We start from the raw sequence: 22,968 nt of genomic DNA on the forward strand, positions 1-22,968 counted from the left end.
TTATTTTTCCAACAAATCAAACATTTCTTTCAGCACGGCCTTATCATCAAAGGGGTGCTTTTCGCCTTTTATCTCCTGGTATTTCTCGTGGCCTTTTCCGGCAACCAGCACGATATCCTCTTTTCCCGCCAGGCTGCAGGCGGTTTTTATGGCTTCCCGCCGGTCGGCGATGGACAGTGTTTTCCGCCGCCGGTGCACCGGCACCCCGGCTTCGATTTCATGAATGATGGCTGCAGGATCTTCACTGCGGGGATTGTCAGAGGTGAAGATGGCCTTGTCGCTGTGCTCCGCGGCAATCAGTCCCATCTCCGGGCGCTTGGTCTTGTCCCGGTCGCCTCCGCAGCCGATCACGGTGATGATCTGCTCATGACCCTGGCGCAGCTTTTTGAGCGTAGCCAGCACGTTCAGCAACGCATCCGGCGTATGGGCATAGTCGACGATGCCCAGTATCCTTTCCTTTGCCGACACCTGATAGTCGAACCGGCCTTCGGCGCCGGTGAGGTTGCTCAGATGTCGCAGCACATCCTGCCTGTCCTGGTCAAGCAGCAGGGCAGCGCCGTAGACGGCCAGCAGGTTGTAGGCATTGAAGATGCCGATGAGGCGGAAATGCACTTCCTGCCCGTCTATGTCCATGACCAGGCCGCTCAGGTTGTTTTCCTGTATCTTCCCCTTGAATCCTGCGGCGCGATACAGGCCGTAGGTGGCTTTCCGGGCGGCGGTATTCTGCAGCATCACGGCGCCTCTTTTATCGTCTGCATTGCTCAGGGCGAACGCGGTTGCGGGCAGATGATCGAAGAACGACTTCTTTACCCGGATGTATTCGTCAAATGTTTTGTGATAGTCGAGATGATCATGGGTGATGTTGCTGAAGATTCCTCCCGTAAATTTTATCCCGCTGATACGCTGCTGGTGGATAGCATGCGAGCTTACTTCCATAAAAGCGTATTCGCAGCCGCTTTTTACCATCCGCGCCAGCAGCTCCTGCAGCCGGACGGCATCCGGCGTAGTATGGGTGGCGGGAAGTATTTCGGTGCCCACCTGGTTTTGTATGGTGGACAGCAGTCCGCAACGGTGCCCCAGGCTGCTGAACAGCTTGAACAGGAGGGTGGCGATGGTGGTCTTACCGTTGGTACCGGTGATGCCTACCACCTTCAGCTGTTCCGACGGGTTGCCGAAAAAGTTGGCGGCAAAGATGCCGCAGGCGGCGGCGCTGTCCTGTACGGTGAGGTAGGTAATCCCCTCCGTTAACTGTTCGGGGACGGCTTCGGCGACTATGGCGACAGCCCCGCGGCTGATGGCATCGCTGATAAAACGGTGGCCGTCGGCCTGAACGCCCCTGACGGCTATAAAAAGATTTCCCGGCTTCACGGCACGCGAGTCCATGCTCAGGCCGGTGATCTCCAGCTCCGTACTACCCCGCAGCGCCAGCGTTTTTACCTTATATAATATGTCCTGTAATGTGGCCATTAACCCAATGCTATGGTGATCCGGCTGCCGGTATTGATCCGGGCGCCGGGTTCTATGGACTGATGCAATACTTTTCCCATTCCTTCTATCTGTACCTGCAGCCCTGCGCTTTCCAGCAGGTACAGGGCATCTTTCAGACCCATGCCCGTAACGTCGGGCACGGTTCCCTGGCGGATGACGAGCGGTTGCAGCTGCACATTTTTGGCCGCTGTGGCGGCGCGGGACCATACGGGGTTTTTACCCGCAACGGCAAAGGGCAGGTTCAGCTTTTCCAGTATGTTTTCCAGGTCACGCGTATAGCCGTATTTTACCGGCATCAGGCTGTCGAAATGCGGCTGCAGCGGCATCGGCTGGTGGTGCTCGATGTCCATGGCATACAGCTTATCGGCCACCTCCTTGAAGACGGGGGCCGCCACGGATGCGCCGTAGTATCTTGCCGCATGCGGTTTGTTCTTGATCACCACGATGCAGGAATATACCGGGTGTTCCGCAGGGAAGTAGCCTACAAAGGTGGACTGGTAGATATGATCGGCATAACCGCGCCTGCCGTTGGCGACGAGGGCGGTGCCGGTTTTGCCGGCCAGCGTATAGGGAGCATCCTTGAAGGTGCTGTGTGCGGTACCTTCGGTGACCACGCTGCGGACCACGTCCTGTACCTGGTGCAGGATGGTATCGGAGCATATCTTTTCCACTACGGTAGGATGAAATTCCTTGATCACTTTCCCGTATTCGCTGATGGTATTGACGAGATAAGGCTTCATCAGCTTGCCGTCGTTGGCTACGGCATTGTAGAGGGTAAGCACGCGCAGGGGACTCACCAGCACTTCATAGCCGAAGCCCATCCAGGGCAGGGAGGTGGCGCTCCAGGTGGAGGAGGCCGGCGTTTTGATGACGGGTCGCCCTTCTCCGTGCAGATCGATGCCCGTGCGTTTGTCCAGCTGCAGGCGGCGCAGGTGGGTGACAAACTTCATGGGGTCGCTTTTGTAGAGATAGGCCAGCTGGGCAAAGCCGACATTCGAGCTGAGGGCAAACGCCTTCTTGACGCTTACCCATGTTTTGCCGTGATGTTCGGAATCATAGACCGTTCTTTTTCCAAAGCGCAGGGCGCCGAGGTGAAGGTTGATCTGCGTTTCCGGCGTTACGAGGTGATCTTCCAGCACGGAGATGAGCGTGGCCAGCTTGAAGGTGGAGCCGGGCTCTGTGGTCATGAGGGCGTAGTTATAATCCTCCCAGTAGCTGCCGTCGCGCTGGCGGCCGAGATTGGCGATGGCCTTTATCTTACCGGTCTTTACTTCCATGACAATGCAGGTGCCGTGTTCGGCTTCGTTGCCGCTGACCATATTATAGAGCGCGTTTTCTGCAATGTCCTGTATGTTTACATCGAGTGTGGTATAGATGTCTTTGCCGTCTTCGGGTTCTATCTCATAGCCCTCGATGGGGATATAGGTGCCTCCGGCAATGCGGCGCATCAGCCGTTTCCCGCTTCTTCCCTTGAGGTATGCGTTATAGGTAGCTTCCAGTCCCACGTTCTGGGCATTTTCGCGCCAGAGGCCTACGGTACGGTTGGCCAGGAGCCGGAAGGGGTTGATGCGTTTGTTTTTTGTTTCTGCGATCATGCCGCTTTTGTTGCGTCCGAGCCTGAAGAGCGGAAACTCGCGAAGCTGCGCATATTCCCCGAAGGTGATTTCTTTTTTCAGCAGAAAATAACGGTCTTTTTTCCGGTAGGCCTGCTGCAGTATCTTTTTATAGGCGGCAGAGCTTTTGTCTTTGAACAACCCCGAGAGGGAGATGCTGAGCGAGTCGATGTTGTCTTTAAAGCGCTGGCCGTTCTTTTCGACCAGCCCGTCTGCCTGCATGTCAAGCCGTATGTCGAAATAGGGGATAGAGGTAGAGAGCATACGCCCGTCGTCCGAGAAGATGGTACCCCGATCAGCTTCGGTGTTGACATAGCGGTCGTGCAGGCTGTCTGCCATGCTCCTCCAGTAATCGCCTTCCACGTGCTGGATGGTAAATATCTTCACCAGGATCAGGGCAGCAAACACCAGCATGCCGATATAGCACAGGTACACACGCCATAATATGTCTTTTTTTACATCCATCCGACGATAGTCGTTTCTGATTTCTGGTTTCTGGTTTCTGGTTTGAGGTTTCTGATTTCTGGTTTCCCGTTTGAAGTTTCTGGTTTCTGTTCACAAAGTTTTTTAGCGGTCTCCGTGAAGGCTGCGCCTTTCTGGTTTCCGGGTCTAAGGTCCAAGGTTTAACGTCTAAAGTTGATCTGCCTGGAATGGGACCTTAAACGTTAGACTTTAGACCTTAAACTTCAATATGATTTTTTCATTATCAAATCATCAAATCAGCGCATCATCAAATCATCCTTTATTGTTCATTCTTGATTATTTTCTGCGGCGGCGCGTTGAGCTCTTTCAGCCCCAGCGGCGTCACCACCCGGGATACTTCGCTGCGTTTGCTGCGGAACATGAGGTCGCTTTTTGCATCCAGGTAGCGCCAGTGCAGCTCCTTTACCTCGGTGCTGGTTTTGTTGATGGTCCGGATGTTCTTTACCGCGTAGTGTCCGTTGGCGATGTACAGCAGGGCCAGCAGCGCCAGAAAAAGCCAGAAGCCCAGGTTCTGCACGATCCACTGGTAGCGGATGCGGAAGCGCCTGCTTTTTTTCAGCGGGGCTTCCGGTTGCTCAGCCGGGGGTATGGCCGTTTCTTTTTTCATCTGTTCCTATTCCTTTTTAATGATCATCCCGCTTAGGGCGGGGATTATCGTACTCAGTTTCGCCGGATTTTTCATTTTGAGTCCTGCGTACCGGTCCGCTCAGCTATCCTCAGCTTGGCGCTCCGGGCCCGGTTATTGGTTTTCAGCTCTGCCGGTCCCGCCGTGACCGGTTTTTTGGTGACGGGACGGAAAGGCTTTTCCACCGGACGGTCATCGGCGGTGGCAGAGGAGCCGAAGCTGCCGGTTTTGATAAATTGCTTTACCAGCCGGTCCTCAAGCGAATGAAAGGTGATCACGGCCAGTCGTCCGCCCGGCCGGATCACCTTTGCCGCTTGCACAAGAAGTTGACGGAGTGCTTCCAGCTCGTCATTGACGCCGATACGCAACGCCTGGAACACCTGGGCGAGATAACGTTGGGGATTGCCGCGGATAACGGGCTTAAGCACCGCTTTCAGGGCTCCGATGGTATCCAGCTCGTGCGTCCGGCGGGCCTGTACCAGCAGCCGGGCCAATGTCCTGGCATTGCTTACTTCCCCGTACTGTTCGAACAGCTGCAGCAGCTCGGGCTCCGACCAGGTTCGCAGCAGGTTGGCGGCTGTGAACTCGCTCCGCCGGTCCATACGCATGTCCAGCGGGGCGTCGTAGCGGGTGGAAAAGCCGCGCTGCGCCGTATCGAACTGGTGGGAGGATACTCCCAGGTCGGCGAGAAGGCCGTCCAGGGGAAGGGCGCTGTGCAATTTCAGGAAGCGTTCGAGATGCCGAAAATTTTCCGGCACCAGGGTGAAACGCTTGTCGCCGGGCTGTTGTTCCCAGGCGTCCTCGTCCTGGTCGAAGCCGACCAGGCGTCCCCGGGGACCCAGCTTTTCCAGTATGGCGCGGGCATGTCCGCCGCCGCCGAGGGTGGCGTCGGCATAAATACCTTCCGGCCGTATTGCCAGTCCGTCGATTACCTCCGTTAACAATACGGGCTGATGATACATGGGACGGCGTTTAGGAAACCGGCGGCTGGTCCTGGCCGGTCATCACCTGTCGGGCCAGCTCACTGAAAGACTCCGGTAAATATGATTCAAAGAACTGCTGATAATCGGCTTTATTCCAGATCTCTATTTTGTTAACTGCCGCAGCGAGTATGATCTCCTTTTCGAGGATGGCGTAGGAAATGAGGTTCCGGGGGAGGAGCAGGCGTCCTGCGCTGTCCGGTTCCAGGATGGTGGCCCCGTTCAGAAAGTAGCGCCGGAATTGTCTTACTTTGGGATCAAAATCATTCAGGCTGCTGATTTTCTCAAATATGGGTTGCCATTCCTGCATGGGGTATAAAGTGAGACACTTCTCGAAGCCACGGTTGACCACAAACTGGTCACCCGCGGTTCCGGGCAGCTGTTTCCGGAAACCCGCAGGCAACAGGAAACGCCCTTTCGCGTCCAGCGTAACTTCATATTCTCCCAGAAAACCGGTCATGCTACAGTATATCAGGCAAAATTGCTAATTTTTACACAAAATAACACTTTTTCCCACTTTCTGACAGAAAAAAATAACTTAAAATTTTTCCACAGGTGTAAGCAGCCACTGGTAAGCGTTTTATACGTACAGGATGATCGTTCCGTGCATAAGCGTGATATTTATGTGGATAACAGGAGGATAATCATACTTTAAATGTGAATAACCCTTTCTCTGCGCTGCCGGAGCCTCACAGAGGGGAACTTTAACTTACCCCTAACGTTTTCTGCTTTACTTTTAACCTTTATTCGTAACTTTGCCCTCTTTTATGCGTATAAGAAGATCGATATACCTGTGTCTGTTGCTCCCCCTGCTGGCGTTGGGCGCCTGTTCCAAGCTGGCGAAGATCGAAAAGAGCAACGATGTGGGGAAAAAGCTGGCTTACGCCAACGAGCTTTACGCCAAAAAGAAATACAACCAGGCCCAGCAGCTGTATCAGGAGCTGCTGCAGATATATAAAGGCACCAAGCAGGCAGAAGGCTTGCTGTATAATTACGCCTACAGCTCTTATTACCTGAAAGACTATGAACAGGCCGCCTTTCATTTTAAAAACTTTGTAGAGGTATTCCCGAACAGTCCCAAGGCAATAGAGATGGATTATATGCAGGCTTACTGCTATTATATGCTGTCGCCCCGTGTGGAGCTGGATCAGGCCAATACCATGAAGGCCATCAGCGCCATGCAGACCTTTATCAACACCCACCCGGATGCGGAGAAGGTGCAGGAGGCGACGCATATTATCGACCTCTGCCGTAAAAAGCTGGAGAAGAAGGAAGAAAATGCGGCAACGCTTTACTACGATCTGGGATATTACCGCGCTGCAGGCATCACCTTCAAGAACCTGATGCGCGATTATCCGGATTCCGAGAGCGGGGACCGGTACAAGCTGATGGCCATCAAGTCCTATTACAAATATGCCGAGAACAGCATTCTTGAGAAGCAGAAGGAGCGGTACGACCAGGTGATCACGGAATACCTGGATTTTACAGATCATTATGCCAACAGCAGCTATGCCCAGGAAGCGGAGAAATACTATACCAGTGCCCAGCATAATTTAAAAACCGTAGCAGCGCAGACTGCAAAAATGCTAAAATATCAACAAAATGAACAAGCTAAGGAGAAACCTGAGCAGTAGCATCAACCCGATTGCCAAAACCCGGAATGTGATAGAGATCAAGAACAAAACCGGCAATCTCTATGAGTCTATCGCCATTATCGCAAGACGGGCAAACCAGATCAACATTGCTGTGAAGGAAGAGCTGCACAGCAAGCTGGAAGAGTTTGCCACGCATACGGATAATCTGGAAGAGGTGCATGAGAACAAGGAGCAAATCGAGATATCCCGTTTTTACGAACGTATGCCCAATCCCGCCATTCAGGCCACCGAGGAGTTTCTGGACGACAAGATTTATTACCGTAAGGCCGAGGACGACCTGTTCAGCTAAGGCATTATGCGTTCCGTTACCGGCATATGGCTCCGGCTGCGGCGGTAAGCGGAAAAATAGTAATTTACAAGCGGCAGCCCGGCTGTCGCTTGTATTTTTTTCGGCAGTATGATACAGGGAAAAAAGATTTTACTGGGAATCACCGGCAGCATTGCCGCCTATAAAGCAGCGGTGCTGCTGCGCCAGCTGATAAAAGCGGGGGCGGAGGTACAGGTGGTGATGACGCCCGCTGCCGCAGACTTTGTCGCACCCCTTACCTTCGGGACCCTTTCCAAACGGCCGGTACTGACGGGGCTGGTGACGGCCGACCAGTGGAACAACCATGTGGCGCTGGGTCGCTGGGCCGACCTGATGCTGATCGCCCCCGCCTCGGTGAATACGATCGCCAAGATGGCCCGGGGACTTTGCGACAATCTGCTGACGGCCGTATACCTTTCCGCCACCTGCCCGGTCATGCTGGCCCCTGCCATGGATGAGGACATGTGGAAGCATCCGGCTACCCGCCGGAACCTGGATATCTTATCCGGTTACGGACATATCCTGCTTCCGGTGGAAGAAGGAGAGCTGGCCAGCGGTCTCCGTGGGCCCGGCCGCATGGCCGAGCCGGAAGCCATACTGGCCCGTATTGACGAAGCGCTGCAGCCGCCTTCCCTGCCCCTGCAGGGTAAAACGGCCCTGGTCACCGCCGGACCTACCCGCGAAGCCATCGACCCCGTGCGTTTTATCGGCAACCATTCCAGCGGTAAGATGGGCATAGCGATAGCCGGAGAGCTGGCCCGTCAGGGCGCTGCGGTAGAGCTGGTCCTCGGTCCCGTAAGCCAGCCGGTGCCTGCCCACCCGGGTATCCGCGTTACCGCCGTGACGACCGCAGAAGAGATGTATAACGCCTGTCTGAACCTGTTTAAAAAAGTGCAGCTGGCCGTGCTGGCCGCGGCAGTGGCCGACTACCGGCCGGCCCGGACCGCAGACCGGAAGATAAAAAAACAGACGGCCTCCCTGCAGCTGCAGCTGGAGCCTACGCCGGATATCCTGCTGGAGCTGGGAAAACGAAAAAAGAAAACCCAGCTGCTGGCCGGCTTTTCGCTGGAAACCGACCATGAGCAGGATCATGCCCTTGCCAAGATAAAGGAAAAGCATCTCGACATGATCGTTCTCAACTCCCTCCGCGACGAAGGCGCCGGGTTTTTATACGATACCAATAAGATAACGATCTATACGCCGGACGGGATCGCCCGCCCTTTTCCGCTCAAACCCAAAACGGAAGTAGCCCGCGATATCGTAGCGACCCTGCTGACCCTGAAGCCCCGTTAACTTTGCATGATGTCTGTCCTGATTTCCATATGTTCCCGGCTGTCCTCCCGCTTCCAGCGGGAGCAGACCTGCTCCGGGAAGCATCTTCTCCGCCTGCTGCTGGCCGCCCTTCTTTTGTGCGGCACGATTCCGGACCTGGCCGCCCAGGAATTGCAGGCTACCGTTACCGTGATGGCCGACAAGGTGCGGGGAACGGATCCGAAAGTCTTTAAGACCCTGCAAAATGCCATCCGCGATTTTTTGAATACCCGCAAATGGACCAACCGCTCCTACGCCCCCAATGAAAAGATTGTCTGCAACTTCCTGCTCAACATCCAGAAGGCGGCAGGCGACAATGTCTATGCGGCCAGCCTTACCGTACAGTCCATCCGTCCGGTATACAATGCTTCCTACCAGACCAACCTGCTGAATTACGAAGATCCGAATGTGACGTTCCGGTATGTAGAGTTTCAGCCGCTGAACTTCAATGACAACCAGCCGGGCGGCAGCGATCCGCTCCAGGCCAACCTTACCGCGGTGCTGGCCTATTATGCCTATATGATCGTCGGGTTCGACGAAGACTCTTTTGTGCCGCGGGGCGGGGATGCATTTTTCAAGAAGGCCCAGCAGATCGTCAGCAATGCGCCGGAGGGCCGGGATATCAACGGATGGAAGGCATTTGAAGGTAACCGTAACCGTTACTGGCTTGTCGATAACCTGCTGAACAGCCGGCTGAACCGGTTTCACGAGGTTTTTTATCAATACCACCGCAAAGGGCTGGACGTGATGTATGATCATATGAGCGAGGGGCGGGAGGCCGTGTTAAAAACCTTATCCGTGCTGAATGCCATCCGGGCGGACAACCCGAACGTCATGCTCATGCCGTTGTTTTTTACTGCCAAGTCGGCCGAGCTGGCCGGCATTTTTTCAAAAGCTCCCCCGCAGGAGCGGCTGGAGGCGGCCAACCTCCTGAAGCAGCTGGATCCCTCCAACAGCGGCAGGTATGAGAACATGACAGCAGGAAAATGAGCGGGCATGCAGACAACGGGAATATGATTCATCAGATGACCATGCGGAAACAAAACGTTAAGCGACGGTTGATCCGGGAGATGACAGCCATCCTCGCCGGAGCCGTGCTCTTGCTGAATGGTTGTTCCGGCGACGACGATATTCCCAAGAACGTCTTTCCACCCGACAAAATGGGAGAGATACTTATTGAGCTGCAGATGGCCGAAGGATTCAATGAGTCCAGCCCGGATACCGGCTGGGAGCGCACCAACAAGGAGCATCGGCTGAAAGAATATTACCTGCAGGTGCTGCAGCTTCACCATACGGACAAGGAAGGGTTCCTGAATAGCTATAAGTTTTACGCCTCGCGGCCCGATCTGATGGAGCAGCTGTACAAGCTTATGCAGGATTCCATCCAGGTACGCCTGGCCGCGCTGGACAGCCAGCAGCGCAGGCAGTCTGCAGCTTCGGCGGTATTGTCCGGCGGAACAGGGCTTTCTACGCGGCTGAAGACCTCGGCCCTGCTGGACTCCTCGGGATTTCTGAAGATCCGGGTGGATAACCTGCCCAAGGCTTGGCTCCAGCTCCGGGATTCCATGGCCCTCCGGTTGTCCCCGGCAGGAGCGGAGCCTCCGGTCGTGCACAGCAACCGGTGACATGAGGGGTGTTTTTGCAGAAGCCGTCCGTTATTTCCCTGCTTCAAATTTGGTTCAAATTCAAGACCTATTTTTGTTAGGTATGAAAGTATTGGTGATTGAAGACAATAGGGAGCTGGCCAGCAGTATTCACGATTTTCTTGCTGCGGAATCCTATATCTGCGAACTGAGCCATAGCTTCGGAGAGGCCTATGACAAGCTCCTGTTTTTTTCATACGACTGCATTCTGCTGGATATTATGCTGCCCGACGGCAATGGTCTGGAACTGCTACGGCTTATAAAAAAGGAGAAAATACAGAGCAGCATACTGATTATTTCCGCCCGGGATGCGCTGGACGACAAGGTGAACGGGCTTGAAGGCGGGGCTGATGACTATATTACCAAGCCTTTTCACCTTCCGGAGCTGCACGCGCGGCTGCGGGCGATTTACCGGAGAAAACGCTTGGAAGGGAGCCATATTATTTCGTTTAAAGAGATAACGCTTGATACGGATATGCTGGAAGCCAGGGTGAACGGCGTCCTGTTGGATACGACCAAAAAGGAATTTGATTTGCTGCTGTATTTTCTGGTAAACAAGAACAGGGTACTGTCGAGGCAGGCGATTGCCACACATCTCTGGGGCGACTATACGGATAATCTGGCCAACTTTGATTTTGTCTACCAGCATGTAAAGAACCTGCGTAAAAAGATCAGCATGGTAAACGGCACTGACTATATCGAAACCATATACGGCCTGGGCTATAAATTCAATTCGTCCCGTTCATGAAACTGTCCAATAAATTTACGTTATGGTTTATCGGTATTGTGTTGCTGGTGACGCCCATCAGCATGGGTATCTCCTATTATAACATTAAAAGAAATATTGACCGCGCCCAGAGCCGGCAGCTGAGGCATGTAAATGACAGGATTGCCGGTCAGCTCAGGAAAGGCGTGGAGCCTGACCGTTTTGTTCAGGGTCGTCCGGTGGAGGTCACGCCTATTGAGGCGGATCAATGGGAAGACGGGCCCCGGATAACGCGGATCCCCGTCTATGACGATAGCCTTCAACGGAACGAATGCCTGCTGAATGTCAGTTCCTTTTACCATATCAACCAGGCTGATTACCGGATATCCTCCTACGACTACGTCATCCGGTCGGAGGAGATATTGAGCGGCATGCTGCACGCGCTGTTCTGGAAGGTGCTGCTGATCATAGCGGGTGTCATCATAACCACAAAGCTGGTGTCGCGGTACGTATTGTCGCCTTTCAGGGAGACGATGAAGATCATGTATGGCTTTAACCTGAGAAAAAGACAGAAAATCAGGCTCCCGCATACCTCTACGCATGAATTCCGGGAGCTGAACGGCTTCCTTCAGAAAATGACGGATAAGGCCACCGAGGACTATACGGTATTAAAGGAGTTTAGCGAAAATGCTTCGCATGAGCTGCAGACCCCCCTCGCGGTCATAAGAAGCAAGTTGGATCTGCTTACTGAAACGGATATACGGGAAAATCAGGCCGTGTTTATTGCCGATATTCAGGACGCTGTTGAGAAGCTATCGAGGATCAACAGATCGCTGGTATTGCTGACCAAGCTGGAGAATCAGGAATATACCGCATTTGAGGATCTGAGCTTTGGCAAGGTTGTCGAAGACGTACTGTCGGTATATGAAGACCGGATAGAAATTAAATCATTGTCTGTTCACAAAAAGATCGACGAAAATATTCTTGTCCGGCTGCATCCCGCCCTGGGAGACATGCTTATGAATAACCTTATCGGCAATGCCATAAGGCATAATATTCAAAACGGGAAGATCGAGGTTATCCTGACCGGGAAACGTCTCGTCGTTAAGAATACGGGCCGGCCGCCGGAGATACCCACCGAAGAATTATTCCTTCGTTTTAAGAAAGGCAACCAATGTAACGACAGCCTCGGGCTCGGACTGGCGATCGTAAAGCAGATCTGTGATATGAACGGTTTTACGGTCTCCTACCGCTATCTTGAAGGTCAGCATGTCGTGGCCATTGCATTTCCCCGGTCGGGATAGCCTGCCGGGCAATTGCCGGGGATGGCCGCCGCTTCAAATTTCCTTCAAAAAGATCAGGTTGATTTGTGCCGGTAAATATCAACATGCGCGGTTTCATGACATTCAAGAAAAGGCCTGTTTTTTTTCTGATGCTGCTGCTGACGGGCGGTATTTCCTGTGCTGCCCAGCAGGTGCTCTCCCTCCCGGAGGCGGTGGCGATAGGCGTGAAAAGTTATGGTGCAGTCAGGGCCAAGGAGAGCTATGCCAAGGCCTCACGCGAGGCGGTATCCCTGGCCAGGACCTCTTACCTGCCTAATTTCAACATAGCGGCCCAGCAGGATTATGGTACGGTTAACGGACAATATGGTCCGCTGTATGGTTTCAACGGGCTGAGCGCAGGGTCTGCCGGCCCAGCGCTGCCCAGCCAGCGCTGGACCGCCTCTTTCGGCTCTCTTTATCTGGCCAATATCAACTGGGACTTTTTTGCTTTCGGAAGGTCAAAGGAAAAGATAGCTTCGGCCAAAGCGGCTGCCCTCAGGGACCGTAATGATTGGCAGCAGGAGATATTCCAGCAGAAAGTCAGGGTGGCCGCCGCTTATCTGAATCTCCTTGCCGCTCAGCGTCTTACTGAATCCTACAGAAAGAACCTTATCCGGGCGGATACCTTCCGTCATGTGGTGGTTACCCGGGCGCTGAACGGTCTGATTGCCGGGGTCGACTCTTCTCAGGCAAATGCCGAAGTATCGAATGCCAGGATAGCCCTGCTCAAAGCGCTGGATGTGGAACAGGAGCAGCGTGCGCTGCTGGTGCAGCTTATGGGAACGGAGCTCCGTTCTTTCCTGCTCGACACCCTGTTCATTTCCCACATTCCATCCATTCCCGGGGACACGGCACAGCTACAGGACCATCCCCTTCTGCGGTGGTACGGCTCCCGTATCGCTGCCAGCAAAGTGCAATCCAGGTATTACAAGACATTGCGATATCCGGTATTGTCGCTCGTGGGCGTTATACAGACGCGGGGCTCGGGTTTCGGAGAAGGATACGGGCAGGATTTATCGGATTATACCCATCATTATTGGGACGCCATATCCCCATCCCGAACCAACTATCTGTTCGGTGTCGGCCTGACCTGGAACCTGACCCAGCCTTTCCGGGTTTCCCGTCAGATAAGGTACCAGGACTTCATCGGCGAAGGTCTGCAGGATGAATATGAGCAGGCCAGACAGGAACTGGAGACACGGCTCCGGCTGGCTGACGAAAAGATCCGGAATGCAATGGACAAGTACCGGGAGGTACCGGTTGAGGTTAAGGCGGCTTCGGATGCATTCATTCAAAAATCGGTATTGTATAAGAACGGTCTGACTACGCTGGTGGATGTGACACAGGCGCTGTATGTGCTCACCCGGGCAGAGACAGACCGGGATATCGCCTATAGTAATGTATGGCAGGCGCTGCTTCTAAAGGCTGCGGCTATGGGGGATTTCAACATTTTTATACAGGCATTGTGACACAGGCGCGAGCTGTCTTGTTGTAGGAGCCCGGTAAAATGGTCCGGTAGATGCGCTCATTAATATCATGACATGAATTTAATCCGATTTGCCCTCCGTAAGCCGATTACCGTGCTGGTGATCGTAGCCGGCCTTTTCTTTTTCGGTATTAAAGCGGTGACTTCCGTCAAGGTGGATATTTTCCCCAAACTGGACCTGCCGGTAATCTACCTCTCTCATCCGTTCGGTGGATACAGCGCGACCCAGATGGAGTCGTTTTTTGGAAAGCAGTATATCAACATCCTGTTGTTCGTCAATGGCGTAAAGAGCATAGAGACGAAGAATATACAGGGGCTTTCCCTGCTCAAGATAAATTTCTATCCCGGTACCAATATGGCGCAGGCCGCCGCCGAGGTAAGCGCTTTCTCAAATCGTATACAGGCGATTTTTCCTCCGGGTTCCAATCCGCCGTTTATTATACGTTTCGACGCCTCCACGCTTCCTGTAGGTCAGCTTGTGCTCAGCAGCGACAAGCGTTCCAACAATGAGCTGCTGGATATGGCCAATATGTATGTCCGTTCCGCATTCACCGCCATTCCGGGATTGGTGGGGTCGACGCCTTTCGGAGGGAATGTCCGTACGGTCGTTATCAAAGCGAATCCGGAGCTGCTGCGTGCGCACAATATGACGCCTGACCAGCTGGTGCAGGCGCTTCGCTTTAATAATCTGACCTCTCCTTCCGGAAATGTGCGCATCGGGGACAAGAACTATATTACCCCTACCAATACCACCATCCGGAACCTGAAGGATTTTGAAAACATTCCCCTCTACCGGGACGGCGTACAGAACCTCTATCTCAGGGATGTCGCCACTGTCGAGGACGGTGCAGATGTCACAACAAGCTATGCGCTGATCAACGGCCGCCGTTCGGTATATATTGACGTCGCCAAGAGTGCCGATGCCTCGACCTGGGAAGTGGTGCAAAATCTTAAAAAGGCGCTTCCCAAAATACAAGAACAGCTTCCGGCGGACGTCAGGCTGAGCTATGAGTTCGATCAGTCTACCTATGTGATCAACTCGGTGAAAAGCCTGATGAGCGAAGGCCTGATAGGAGCTGTCCTCACGGGGCTTATGGTGCTGCTTTTTCTGGGCGATATGCGCAGCGCGCTGATCGTCATCCTGACGATACCCACCTCCATCATCTCGGGTGTACTGTTTCTGAGCCTTTTCGGGCAGACCATTAACATCATGACCCTCAGCGGGCTGGCCCTGGCGATCGGCATACTGGTTGACGAAAGTACGGTAACGATAGAAAATATACATCAGCACCTGGATATGGGCAAGCCCAAAGCGCTCGCCGTATGGGATGCCTGCCGGGAGATCGCCTTTCCAAACCTGCTTATTCTTTTCTGCATCCTGGCCGTTTTTGCCCCGGCATTTACCATGGGCGGCATACCCGGCTCGCTTTTCCTGCCCCTGGCGCTGGCGATCGGGTTCAGTATGATCGTTTCCTATCTGCTGTCCCAGACCTTTGTGCCGGTAATGGCCAACTGGATCATGAAGGTGAAGCACGGGAAAGACCGGCGGGGGAGAGAGCTGTCGGATGCGGAAACCTTTGCCGCTGCGGGACTGGATGCATCCGGGGAAGCGGATACCTGGGATCAGAAGACGGTATTGCTGGAGCAGGAAGACAGCAACCGTGACGGCAGGATAAGTTATTTTGAACGGTTGCGCCGACGTTACCTCCGCTTTGTGGAACGGATGATGCCTTATCGCAAGCCCATCGTCGCCGCTTATCTGGTACTGGTCTCTTTGCTGGCCATATGTTGTTTTTCCTTTATCGGCCGGGATGTGCTTCCGAAGGTCAACGGCAGCCAGTTTCAGGTACGCCTGCGGCTGCCGGAGGGTACGCGTATAGAGCGTACAGAGCAGAAGACGCTTGCACTTATCCATACGGTAAAAGATATCGTCGGGCCGGAGCATGTATCTATCACATCTGCTTTCGTGGGCATGCATCCGCAGCTCTTCTCCACTGCGCCGATCTTTCTCTGGATGGCAGGGCCCCACGAGGCCGTACTTCAGGTGGCGCTGAAGGAAGGATATAAGGCGGACCTGGACGCGCTGAAAGACACGATAAGGGCCCGCATAGCAAAAATGGATCCCCAGATGAAGCTTTCCTTTGAGCCCATTGAGCTGACCGAAAAGATATTGAGCCAGGGATCTCCTACTCCCATTGAGGTCCGCTTGTCGGGCAGGAACAAGCAGCTGAATGAGAAATATGCGCATCTCCTGGCCGCCCGGCTCAGGCAGATACCTTATCTGCGGGACGTGCAGCTGGGTCAGTCCACCCGGTATCCTGCCCTCAATATTGATATCGACCGGACCCGTGCCGCGCAGCTTGGGGTGAACGTAGGGGATATTTCCCGGTCCCTGATCGCCTCCACCTCCTCTTCCCGCCTGACGGAAAAGAATATATGGGTAGATCCGTCGAACGGATATAGTTACAGTGTCCAGGTGGAAGTGCCGGAAAACAAGATGGCCTCGGTCCATGATATCGGTGAAGTCCCCTTGCAGGCCAATGCTTCCCGCCCTGTCCTCGGCGACGTCGCTACGATCACGCCCGGTACCACCTATGGTGAGAATGACAACCTGGGCGCCATGCCGGTGCTCACGGTCACCGCTAACCTGAGCGATAAGGACCTGGGGGCGGCGGCGGCAGATGTAAGAAAGGCGATCGCTTCGCTGGGGAAACTCCCCCGCGGGCTGGATGTAGAACTGATCGGCCTGAGCCAGACCCTGACGGAAACCCTGAGCAGTCTTCAGGAAGGCCTGCTCGTGGCCGTGGTGGTCATCTTCCTGATGCTGGCCGCCAATTTCCAATCCTTCAAGGTCTCGGCTATCGTGCTGGCTACAGTACCAGCCGTATTGCTGGGTTCCCTGTCGTTGCTGCTTGCCTGCGGCTCAACCCTGAATCTGCAGTCTTATATGGGAATGATCATGTCAGTAGGCGTTTCCATCTCCAATGCCGTACTGCTCATTACCAATGCGGAGAAGATACGGAAGCACAACGGGAATGCCGCTCTTGCAGCAAAAGAAGCGGCAGCCCTGCGCCTCCGGCCTATCCTCATGACGGCGCTGGCCATGATCGTAGGCATGATCCCCATGGCCAGCGGGTTGGGGGAAGCCGGGGATCAGTCCTCTCCCCTCGGGCGGGCCGTGATCGGAGGCCTTATCGCTTCGACGCTGGCAGCCTTGTTCATCCTGCCGCTGGTATTTGCTTGGGGGCAGGGGAGGACTGGCACCGAAAGCGTTTCGCTGGACCCTGAGGATAAGGATAGCCGACACTATATTCCCGCGGCACATGGCGGATAAGCGGAGGCAATGAACAGAAAAACATGTAATGCGATGCATAAATTATCGACTCGAGGCCTGGCCGTGCTCCTCACGGCGGCTATTCCCCTGATACAAGGCTGCGGGGCTTCCGGGACGGGAGCGCCTGCTGCGGATACGGCGGCGGTACGGAACCAGGGGCCGGAGCCGGAAGTTTTTGTCCTGCGCAAAGGGCAGCTGTCCTCTTCGCTGAAAATTCCCGGAGAGCTGATCGCTTTTCAGCAGGTAGACCTGTATGCAAAAGTGAGCAGCTTCGTCAGGAAGTTGTATGTGGATGTAGGCAGCGAGGTCCATCGGGGACAGCGGCTGGCTGAGATGGAAGCGCCGGAGCTGAGCTCCCAGCTTGCCGGCGCGGCCTCGCGGCTGAAGTCGCAGGAAGCCGTCTATTTAGCCAGCAAAGCCACTTATGAGCGGCTGCTGCAGACCAGCAAAACGCCGGGTACCGTATCCCAGAACGACCTTGATCTTGCCGACGCCAAGCAGAAATCGGATCTGGCGCAACTGGAAGCCGCGCGGGCGGCCTACCGGGAGATCAGCGATACGCGGGGCTACCTGGAGATGAACGCTCCTTTTTCGGGTGTGATCAGCGCCAGGAATGTCAGTCCGGGCGCCTATGTAGGGCCTGCGGGAAAGGGATCGGAGCAGCCGGTCTTCACCCTTCAGGAACAGCGTCACCTGCGTCTTGTGGTCAGCGTGCCGGAAGCTTATACGGATTATCTGAAGCGGCAAAGGGAAGTACGTTTTACAGTAGGGGCGCTTGCCGGCCGGACCTTTGGCGCCCGCATTACCCGGCTTGCCGGTGCGCTGGATACCCGGCTGCGCTCCCAGCGGATAGAGATGGATGTAGATAATGCAGATCGCAAGCTGCTGCCGGGTATGGTAGCCGAAGTTACGCTTCCTGTCAAAGGAGATACCGGTACTTTTGTGATACCTTCTTCTGCCGTGCTGAATTCCACAGAAGGTGTCTTTGTGATAAAGATAGCAGGAGGCAAGGCCAGCTGGGTGCCTGTGGAAACGGGGCACCGCGCCGGGGACAGCACCGAAATATACGGCGCCCTGTCGGAAGGCGACGTGCTGCTTACAACAGCCAATGAAGAGACGAGGAACGGATCGGAGATGGTCGGGGTAAGAACCGATTAAGGGTTACAGCCCGCTGCCGCGGAGCGGCAGCGGGGATGGCTATACAAACAGATTGGCTTCCTGCAGCCTGCGGGCGGCCTGGCCTGGCAAGTGAGCGTTCATGGCATATATGGCCCGGCGTCCTTTCTCGCCCAGGTCGAGCGTATAGTCGTTCACGTACAGGTCGATATGCTGCCGCATCACATCTTCTTCCATCTCCTGCGCATTTTCCCGTACAAAAGGCGCCAGCTCGGGATAACGGCGGAAAGCATATTCCACGCTCTGCCGGATCAGCCGGTCCACCTGCTGCTGCAGGGTATGGGGGAGATCCCGCCGGATGGCGATCCCCCCCAGCGGGATAGGGCAGCCGGTTTGCTTTTCCCAGTATTCGCCGAGATCCATGATTTTTACCAGCCCCTTCTGCCGGTAGGTAAAGCGGCTCTCGTGAATGATCAGCCCCAGGTCGGCCTTCCTCTCCAGCACGGCCTGCTCGATCTCCGAGAACAGCATGGGAACGCGGTTCCCGGCTTCGGGGAAAGCAAAGCTGAGCAACATGTTGGCCGTGGTATTGATGCCGGGAATGGCGATGACGGCGGAAGCGATCTGCGCGGGATCCGAGGGGCTGTCCGGCCGGCCGATCAGCAGGGGGCCGCAGCCGTTGCCCAGCGCGCTGCCGGCATTCAGCACGCGGTAACCCGGGAGCACGTCCAGCAGGGCGCGGAAGCTCAGCTTGGTGATATCCAGCTTATCCCGGAAGGCCCATTCGTTCAGGGTCTCTACATCCTCGAGCACGGCCTCAAAACGCAGGCCTTCGGTATCTATCTTACCATGGATAAGGGCGTCAAAGATAAAGGTGTCGTTGGGGCAGGGCGAGAAGCCCAGCGTGAGGGTCTTTTCCATAGGCTCGTTCATTACAGTTCTTCTAACAAACCGTTCAGGTAACGGTTCAGTTCGGTTATGGCAAGGGGGATGTTCCAGCGGCTGCTGTCGCGCACCGTTACCGCATTGGATATGCTGCGCAGTTGCAGGAAGGGGATCTTTTCCCGCAGGCATACATAATGAAAGGCGGCGCCTTCCATGCTTTCGATATCCGGGCTGTACCGCTCACGCAGGGCGGCGATGGCGGGAGCGCTGCCGCTCACCGTATTGACCGTGACGGCGCTGATCCGGGGCAACGCCGTGGAAAAGGGCAGCTGCTCCAGCGGACAGGGCAGCCAGCAGCGGTCGAAGATGTCCTGTTCTTCAAAAAACGGCATTGCTGTAAGATGGAGGAAGCCGCTCCCCGTGTCTGCCCCCAGATCGGCCGGCGTGTCCCGGCTTACCGCGGCTACGGCGCCCACCGGCAGTTCCGGAACAAAGCTGCCCGCAATGCCGGCCTGTATGGCCAGGCTGAAACGCTCTTCCCGGATGACGCGGGTAAGATGATAAGCTGTTGACAGCATACCGGCGCCTGTAATGCAGAGCCGGATATGTTTCCCGGCCTTTTTATAGCCATGGCTTTCCCTGTCCCAGTGTTGCTGCAGATAGGCAGACAGGGGCTGGATTTCGGCCGGCGTGGCCGCGACGATCAGGAGATTCATACTGCAAAATAAAGCAATTTCTCTGCGGACTTTTACGGGTAATTGCTAAATTTGCCCTCTTACACGCATGCCCATGCAGCCAGCAGTTAAAATCTTCTCCGGTACCGGTTCTCTTTACCTCGCGGATAAAATCGCCAGCCGTTATGGCACCGCTCTCGGAAAAAGCCATATTCAGAAATTCAGTGACGGGGAGTTCCAGCCGGTATTCCTGGAGAGCATCCGGGGGGACTATGTGTTCCTGGTACAGGGCACCTTCGCCCCTACGGACAACCTGATGGAGCTGCTGCTGATGATCGATGCCGCCAAGCGGGCTTCTGCCGGATACATCACTGCGGTAATTCCTTATTTCGGGTACGCCCGCCAGGATCGCAAAGACAAGCCCCGCGTGGCGATCGGATCCAAGCTGGTCGCCAATATGCTGGCCGCCGCCGGTGCGGACCGGGTGATCACCATGGACCTCCACGCGCCCCAGATACAGGGATTTTTTGATATTCCCGTGGACCATCTGGACAGTTCGGCAGTATTTATTCCCTATATGCAGCGACTTAACCTGGAAAATCTTACCTTTGCGTCCCCCGACGTGGGCAGCACCAACCGGGTAAGGGAGGTTGCGGCCTATTTCAACGCCGAAATGGTGATCTGCGACAAGCACCGCAAACGGGCCAACGAGATCGCTTCCATGACGGTGATCGGGGATGTGAACGACAGGGACGTAGTGCTGATCGACGATATCGTGGATACCGCGGGAACGCTGACCAAGTCCGCCGCCTTGCTGAAAGAGCGGGGGGCGCGTTCGGTACGCGCCTTTTGCACCCATCCGGTACTGAGCGGCAACGCTTATGAAAATATCCGGAATTCGGTCCTCGAAGAGCTGGTGGTTTGCGATACGATCCCGATGAAGCAGGAATGCAGCAAAATAAAGGTGGTGAGCACAGCAGATCTTTTTGCTATCGCCATCCGCAATGCGCACGAAAACCGTTCCATTACCAGCCTGTTTATTCACAGCCAGCGCAGAGAGCGGTAAAAAGCTTCTTCTGCCGGAGCGGTCGCGGGTAGCTGAAAGGGACTAAAGCGGCGGGCGTTGGAACGCAGGGAACAGCCGGCGGCGATAAAGTAACTATGGCGTAATTTTAAACCATTATATAAAAATGAAGACAATAACCATTGAAGGACAACTCAGGAGCGAAGTAGGCAAAAAAGCGACCCGCCGTCTCCGTTCTGAGCAACAAGTGCCTTGCGTTATTTACGGGGGTCCCGAAATTGTAAATTTTTCCGCACCCGCTACGGAGTTCCAGCACCTGGTATATACGCCCGAATTCCAGCTGGTGGAAATAAAAGCAGGGGACAAGGCTTACCGCTGTGTCATGAAGGACCTGCAGTTTGACCCGGTAACGGATCAGCTGATCCATGTGGATTTTCTGGAGCTGGTAGAAGGCAAGAAAGTCACCGTTACCCTCCCCATCAAGTTTGTCGGTCAGCCCGCCGGTGTAAAAGCCGGGGGTAAGCTGGTTACCAAGATGAAGTCGCTGAAGGTGAAGGCGCTGCCCAAAGACCTGCGTGAGCATGTCGAGCTGGATATCGAAAACCTGGAGCTGAACAAGAACATCCGGGTAGAAGATGTAAAGGCTGAAGGCTTTGACATTCTGAACTCCCCGCGTATCCCTATCGCTTCCGTGGTAATGACCCGCGCGCTGAAGCAGGAAGAAGCGGCAGAAAAGAAATAAATCCGGGAAAATAACCAGGAGACCCCGTCCCGCCTGAGGTGGAGTGGGGTCTTTTTATTTTTACAGCTGCGGATATTATTGCCGTTTTGTTGTCATTCGTTATTTTTGGAATATTAAAATGGCCATGCCTAACCTGCTTTATGCCTCTTCCCCGGGCGACCGGAACGGCGGAGGCGGGGCAAACAGCAAATACCTGATCGTCGGACTGGGGAATCCCGGTCCCGAATACCGTCATACCCGCCACAATATCGGCTTTGATGTGGCGGATGCCTTCGCTGCGCGACATGAAGCCGCGTTTGCCCCCGGCCGGCTGGCGGAAGTAGCCGAATTCCGGTGGAAGGGAAGGTCTTTTGTGCTGATAAAGCCCTCCACCTATATGAATCTCAGCGGAAAGGCCGTCCGCTACTGGATGGATAAATATAAGATAGCCCCGGCGCATGTGCTGGTGATCGTCGACGACCTGGCCCTGCCGCTGGAGGTGCTGCGGCTTCGTGCCGGGGGCAGCGATGCCGGTCACAACGGACTGAAAAGCATTGATGCGCTGCTGGGCACGGATCGTTACCCCCGGCTGCGCTTCGGCATCGGCAACAACTATCCGAAAGGGAGGCAGGTGGATTTTGTGCTCAGCGTCTGGGAGGAGCCGGAGCAGGCGATAGTGCAACAAAAGATAGAAAGATGTGTTGAAGTAATTGAATGCTTTGCCACCGCGGGTCTGCCTGCCGCCATGAACCAGTTCAACCAGCTGCGCTTCGGCTGAACTCCTCCCGGAGCAGCCTGCCGGCGTCTATTCTGTATTCCTTGAGTTTATATGACCATTAACCCTTGGCATTCACCTATAAAACCTTATATTCTTTAACCCTTAACCTTAAATTCGTTGTTATGAAGATCTTTTGTATTGGCCGGAATTACGCGGAGCATGCCAAAGAGCTGAAAAACGAAGTTCCCCGTAAGCCGGTCATCTTTATGAAACCCAAGTCTGCCCTGCTTTTAAACAACCATCCGTTTTTTTATCCGGACTTTACCGTAGACCTGCAATACGAATGTGAGGTAGTGCTGCGCGTTTCCAAGAACGGCCGGCGTATCCAGGAGCGGTTTGCCAGCCGCTATTACGACCAGCTCAGCCTGGGTATAGATTTTACCGCCCGCGATCTGCAGGCGCAGCTGAAAGAGAAAGGGCTTCCCTGGGAGATCTCCAAGGCCTTTGATCATTCGGCCCCGGTAGGAAAGATGCTGCCCATCGACGGGCTGAGCCTGCAAAACCTGGACTTTTCCCTCCTTAAGAACGGGGCGAGCGTGCAGCAGGGCAATACGGGGAATATGCTGTTCTCCTTTGACCGGATCATCGCGGAAATCACCAATTACTTTTCGATCCATATCGGGGACCTGATCTTCACCGGCACACCGGCAGGGGTAGGGCGGGTGCAGATCGGAGACCATTTTCAGGCCTTCCTGGGCAGCGAGTGCCTCCTCGATTTTGAGGTGTCGTAACGGGAAGCGGTATCGTTATGCGGCAGTCTTCCCCATGCGGCAGGAATTATCCGTTACGCGCCGGAGCAGCATAAAAAAATCCCGGA

21 protein-coding genes are annotated in these 22,968 nt (G+C 54.8%); 14 read left to right on the forward strand and 7 right to left on the reverse strand.

The genetic code is table 11. The annotated features are described in order from the left end of the window. The 5 genes from ABD851_RS03425 to mraZ form a co-directional block, all read right to left on the reverse strand. Nucleotides 1-1,467: a UDP-N-acetylmuramoyl-L-alanyl-D-glutamate--2,6-diaminopimelate ligase gene (locus ABD851_RS03425; RefSeq protein ID WP_344975363.1), complete on the reverse strand. Its 1,467-nt coding sequence runs from the start codon at nt 1,465-1,467 to the stop codon at nt 1-3. Beyond that, the gene (locus ABD851_RS03430; protein ID WP_344975366.1) at nt 1,467-3,566 is read right to left on the reverse strand and encodes a penicillin-binding protein; all 2,100 of its coding nucleotides are present in this window, start codon (nt 3,564-3,566) and stop codon (nt 1,467-1,469) included. Before ABD851_RS03430 ends, ABD851_RS03425 begins: the two co-directional genes overlap by 1 nt. Nucleotides 3,567-3,843: 277 nt before the next feature. Next, entirely contained in the window at nt 3,844-4,191 is a 348-nt protein-coding gene (locus ABD851_RS03435) for an FtsL-like putative cell division protein (RefSeq protein ID WP_344975369.1), read from the reverse strand. 71 nt (nt 4,192-4,262) lie between these two features. Next, complete coding sequence (gene rsmH, locus ABD851_RS03440) at nt 4,263-5,171, reverse strand: 16S rRNA (cytosine(1402)-N(4))-methyltransferase RsmH (protein WP_344975372.1); 909 nt, start codon at nt 5,169-5,171, stop codon at nt 4,263-4,265. Nucleotides 5,172-5,181: 10 nt separating this feature from the next. Further along, nucleotides 5,182-5,649: a division/cell wall cluster transcriptional repressor MraZ gene (mraZ, locus tag ABD851_RS03445; RefSeq protein WP_344975375.1), complete on the reverse strand. Its 468-nt coding sequence runs from the start codon at nt 5,647-5,649 to the stop codon at nt 5,182-5,184. 307 nt (nt 5,650-5,956) lie between these two features. Here mraZ and ABD851_RS03450 point away from each other — a divergent pair, with 307 nt between their 5' ends. From ABD851_RS03450 to ABD851_RS03495, 10 genes are all read left to right on the forward strand, one after another. Then, on the forward strand, nt 5,957-6,823 hold the full coding sequence (locus ABD851_RS03450) for an outer membrane protein assembly factor BamD (protein ID WP_344975378.1): 867 nt from the start codon (nt 5,957-5,959) through the stop codon (nt 6,821-6,823). Continuing rightward, the gene (locus ABD851_RS03455; protein WP_344975381.1) at nt 6,792-7,133 is read left to right on the forward strand and encodes a DNA-directed RNA polymerase subunit omega; all 342 of its coding nucleotides are present in this window, start codon (nt 6,792-6,794) and stop codon (nt 7,131-7,133) included. The genes ABD851_RS03450 and ABD851_RS03455 overlap by 32 nt, the downstream gene beginning before the upstream one ends. Before the next feature lie 108 nt (nt 7,134-7,241). Beyond that, nucleotides 7,242-8,444: a bifunctional phosphopantothenoylcysteine decarboxylase/phosphopantothenate--cysteine ligase CoaBC gene (gene coaBC / locus ABD851_RS03460; protein ID WP_344975384.1), complete on the forward strand. Its 1,203-nt coding sequence runs from the start codon at nt 7,242-7,244 to the stop codon at nt 8,442-8,444. A 9-nt stretch (nt 8,445-8,453) separates the two neighbouring features. Beyond that, complete coding sequence (porD, locus tag ABD851_RS03465) at nt 8,454-9,452, forward strand: type IX secretion system protein PorD (protein ID WP_344975387.1); 999 nt, start codon at nt 8,454-8,456, stop codon at nt 9,450-9,452. A 41-nt stretch (nt 9,453-9,493) separates the two neighbouring features. Further along, a complete protein-coding gene (locus tag ABD851_RS03470; RefSeq protein ID WP_344975390.1) occupies nt 9,494-10,087 on the forward strand; it encodes a DUF4296 domain-containing protein in 594 nt (197 codons plus the stop codon). A gap of 82 nt (nt 10,088-10,169) precedes the next feature. Beyond that, nucleotides 10,170-10,853 carry a response regulator transcription factor gene (locus tag ABD851_RS03475; protein ID WP_344975393.1) on the forward strand — a complete coding sequence of 228 codons (684 nt, stop codon included), beginning with the start codon at nt 10,170-10,172 and terminating at the stop codon, nt 10,851-10,853. After that, the gene (locus ABD851_RS03480) at nt 10,850-12,115 is read left to right on the forward strand and encodes a sensor histidine kinase (protein ID WP_344975396.1); all 1,266 of its coding nucleotides are present in this window, start codon (nt 10,850-10,852) and stop codon (nt 12,113-12,115) included. Before ABD851_RS03475 ends, ABD851_RS03480 begins: the two co-directional genes overlap by 4 nt. 95 nt (nt 12,116-12,210) lie before the next feature. Continuing rightward, nucleotides 12,211-13,602 (forward strand): TolC family protein, encoded by a 1,392-nt coding sequence (locus tag ABD851_RS03485; protein WP_344975399.1) that lies wholly within the window; start codon nt 12,211-12,213, stop codon nt 13,600-13,602. Nucleotides 13,603-13,674: 72 nt separating this feature from the next. Then, nucleotides 13,675-16,953 (forward strand): efflux RND transporter permease subunit, encoded by a 3,279-nt coding sequence (locus ABD851_RS03490; RefSeq protein WP_344975402.1) that lies wholly within the window; start codon nt 13,675-13,677, stop codon nt 16,951-16,953. Nucleotides 16,954-16,986: 33 nt separating this feature from the next. Next, on the forward strand, nt 16,987-18,111 hold the full coding sequence (locus ABD851_RS03495; RefSeq protein WP_344975405.1) for an efflux RND transporter periplasmic adaptor subunit: 1,125 nt from the start codon (nt 16,987-16,989) through the stop codon (nt 18,109-18,111). A gap of 39 nt (nt 18,112-18,150) precedes the next feature. On the opposite strand, the gene ABD851_RS03500 is transcribed toward ABD851_RS03495, so the two are convergent. Together ABD851_RS03500 and mqnB are read right to left on the reverse strand one after the other, a co-directional pair. Beyond that, complete coding sequence (locus ABD851_RS03500; RefSeq protein WP_344975409.1) at nt 18,151-18,990, reverse strand: 1,4-dihydroxy-6-naphtoate synthase; 840 nt, start codon at nt 18,988-18,990, stop codon at nt 18,151-18,153. A gap of 11 nt (nt 18,991-19,001) precedes the next feature. Next, entirely contained in the window at nt 19,002-19,670 is a 669-nt protein-coding gene (gene mqnB, locus ABD851_RS03505; RefSeq protein WP_344975414.1) for a futalosine hydrolase, read from the reverse strand. A 73-nt stretch (nt 19,671-19,743) separates the two neighbouring features. Between mqnB and ABD851_RS03510 the strand changes: the two genes are divergently transcribed. From ABD851_RS03510 to ABD851_RS03525, 4 genes are all read left to right on the forward strand, one after another. Next, nucleotides 19,744-20,694: a ribose-phosphate pyrophosphokinase gene (locus ABD851_RS03510; protein WP_344975418.1), complete on the forward strand. Its 951-nt coding sequence runs from the start codon at nt 19,744-19,746 to the stop codon at nt 20,692-20,694. A 124-nt stretch (nt 20,695-20,818) separates the two neighbouring features. Then, complete coding sequence (locus tag ABD851_RS03515) at nt 20,819-21,394, forward strand: 50S ribosomal protein L25/general stress protein Ctc (protein WP_344975421.1); 576 nt, start codon at nt 20,819-20,821, stop codon at nt 21,392-21,394. A 124-nt stretch (nt 21,395-21,518) separates the two neighbouring features. Continuing rightward, complete coding sequence (gene pth / locus ABD851_RS03520) at nt 21,519-22,151, forward strand: aminoacyl-tRNA hydrolase (protein ID WP_344975424.1); 633 nt, start codon at nt 21,519-21,521, stop codon at nt 22,149-22,151. A gap of 122 nt (nt 22,152-22,273) precedes the next feature. Beyond that, the gene (locus ABD851_RS03525; protein ID WP_344975427.1) at nt 22,274-22,882 is read left to right on the forward strand and encodes a fumarylacetoacetate hydrolase family protein; all 609 of its coding nucleotides are present in this window, start codon (nt 22,274-22,276) and stop codon (nt 22,880-22,882) included. The last annotated feature ends 86 nt before the right edge of the window (nt 22,883-22,968 follow it).

This window comes from Compostibacter hankyongensis (assembly GCF_039541075.1).
Lineage (GTDB): Bacteria > Bacteroidota > Bacteroidia > Chitinophagales > Chitinophagaceae > Compostibacter > Compostibacter hankyongensis.

Excerpts from the sequence above, each read along its gene's own strand:
- ABD851_RS03425 (WP_344975363.1), bottom strand. The coding sequence starts at position 1,467 with ATGGCCACATTACAGGACATATTATATAAGGTAAAAACGCTGGCGCTG.
- ABD851_RS03430 (WP_344975366.1), bottom strand. The coding sequence starts at position 3,566 with ATGGATGTAAAAAAAGACATATTATGGCGTGTGTACCTGTGCTATATC.
- ABD851_RS03435 (WP_344975369.1), bottom strand. The coding sequence starts at position 4,191 with ATGAAAAAAGAAACGGCCATACCCCCGGCTGAGCAACCGGAAGCCCCG.
- rsmH (WP_344975372.1), bottom strand. The coding sequence starts at position 5,171 with ATGTATCATCAGCCCGTATTGTTAACGGAGGTAATCGACGGACTGGCA.
- mraZ (WP_344975375.1), bottom strand. The coding sequence starts at position 5,649 with ATGACCGGTTTTCTGGGAGAATATGAAGTTACGCTGGACGCGAAAGGG.
- ABD851_RS03450 (WP_344975378.1), top strand. The coding sequence starts at position 5,957 with ATGCGTATAAGAAGATCGATATACCTGTGTCTGTTGCTCCCCCTGCTG.
- ABD851_RS03455 (WP_344975381.1), top strand. The coding sequence starts at position 6,792 with ATGAACAAGCTAAGGAGAAACCTGAGCAGTAGCATCAACCCGATTGCC.
- coaBC (WP_344975384.1), top strand. The coding sequence starts at position 7,242 with ATGATACAGGGAAAAAAGATTTTACTGGGAATCACCGGCAGCATTGCC.
- porD (WP_344975387.1), top strand. The coding sequence starts at position 8,454 with ATGTCTGTCCTGATTTCCATATGTTCCCGGCTGTCCTCCCGCTTCCAG.
- ABD851_RS03470 (WP_344975390.1), top strand. The coding sequence starts at position 9,494 with ATGCGGAAACAAAACGTTAAGCGACGGTTGATCCGGGAGATGACAGCC.
- ABD851_RS03475 (WP_344975393.1), top strand. The coding sequence starts at position 10,170 with ATGAAAGTATTGGTGATTGAAGACAATAGGGAGCTGGCCAGCAGTATT.
- ABD851_RS03480 (WP_344975396.1), top strand. The coding sequence starts at position 10,850 with ATGAAACTGTCCAATAAATTTACGTTATGGTTTATCGGTATTGTGTTG.
- ABD851_RS03485 (WP_344975399.1), top strand. The coding sequence starts at position 12,211 with ATGACATTCAAGAAAAGGCCTGTTTTTTTTCTGATGCTGCTGCTGACG.
- ABD851_RS03490 (WP_344975402.1), top strand. The coding sequence starts at position 13,675 with ATGAATTTAATCCGATTTGCCCTCCGTAAGCCGATTACCGTGCTGGTG.
- ABD851_RS03495 (WP_344975405.1), top strand. The coding sequence starts at position 16,987 with ATGCATAAATTATCGACTCGAGGCCTGGCCGTGCTCCTCACGGCGGCT.
- ABD851_RS03500 (WP_344975409.1), bottom strand. The coding sequence starts at position 18,990 with ATGGAAAAGACCCTCACGCTGGGCTTCTCGCCCTGCCCCAACGACACC.
- mqnB (WP_344975414.1), bottom strand. The coding sequence starts at position 19,670 with ATGAATCTCCTGATCGTCGCGGCCACGCCGGCCGAAATCCAGCCCCTG.
- ABD851_RS03510 (WP_344975418.1), top strand. The coding sequence starts at position 19,744 with ATGCAGCCAGCAGTTAAAATCTTCTCCGGTACCGGTTCTCTTTACCTC.
- ABD851_RS03515 (WP_344975421.1), top strand. The coding sequence starts at position 20,819 with ATGAAGACAATAACCATTGAAGGACAACTCAGGAGCGAAGTAGGCAAA.
- pth (WP_344975424.1), top strand. The coding sequence starts at position 21,519 with ATGCCTAACCTGCTTTATGCCTCTTCCCCGGGCGACCGGAACGGCGGA.
- ABD851_RS03525 (WP_344975427.1), top strand. The coding sequence starts at position 22,274 with ATGAAGATCTTTTGTATTGGCCGGAATTACGCGGAGCATGCCAAAGAG.